Origin of the sequence: Phaeodactylibacter luteus (assembly GCF_007993045.1) — a bacterium.
In the GTDB taxonomy this organism is placed as follows: Bacteria; Bacteroidota; Bacteroidia; order Chitinophagales; family Saprospiraceae; genus Phaeodactylibacter; species Phaeodactylibacter luteus.
Map to the genome: position 1 here is coordinate 1 of NZ_VOOR01000172.1, position 685 is coordinate 685.

The 685-nt window shown below is 48.3% G+C and carries 1 protein-coding gene; it reads right to left on the minus strand.

Annotation, left to right across the window (positions count from 1 at the left end; genetic code table 11):
- Positions 1–685: hypothetical protein (locus tag FRY97_RS22600; RefSeq protein WP_170254859.1), on the minus strand; the 685-nt coding region annotated here is incomplete at both ends.

Consider the following 685-nt stretch of genomic DNA (forward strand, 5'->3'; position numbering starts at 1 on the left):
GGTCGGCATTGAGCTTGAAGAAGCAGGGGTTCCAGTCTACGCGTCCGCTGCTGCTGTTGATGGGCGTCTCCACGCCTTTACCGGTGCCGACGATGAGGCCGCCGTCGGGGGTGGGGAGGAGGGAGCGTGCGGAGCTAAAAAGCTGGTTCGCGGGGGTCTTGTACAGCCATTTTTGGTTGCCTAAGCTGTCTATCTGTAGGATTTGAGCCTGGCAGGTGAAATTTTGGTTGACTTGGCCGATGTTGCGGGTAAAGGCACCTATGGTAATATTACCATATTCATCTATTACTTGGGTTTCAGGTGTGTCCTGCAGAGGTGAAGAGAACATAGCTGTTTCGATGACTTGCCCAATTTTATTTAAGCGCATCCAGTAGATTTCCGCATTTGCAAAGCTTGGATCAGAATCGACCCCTGTAGCCAGGCTAAACCCGTTTTTATATGGAATTATATATTGATCTGCTGAGATGAAAGGCTCTTCCGGGTAAAATGGGCTAAAGTATTCTTTGGTGAATAGCGTGTCCCCATTCAAATCATATTTAATAACAACTACTTTTGCAGTCGAGTCTTTCGTAATCCCCATAGTAACAAGGCTTGTATCTCCAACAGTGTGCAGCCCTGAGCCCCAGGTCTCGTAATATTTCGAAGGGCTGCCGATGGTTTTTTGCCAGTGAGTTTCTCCTTCGGT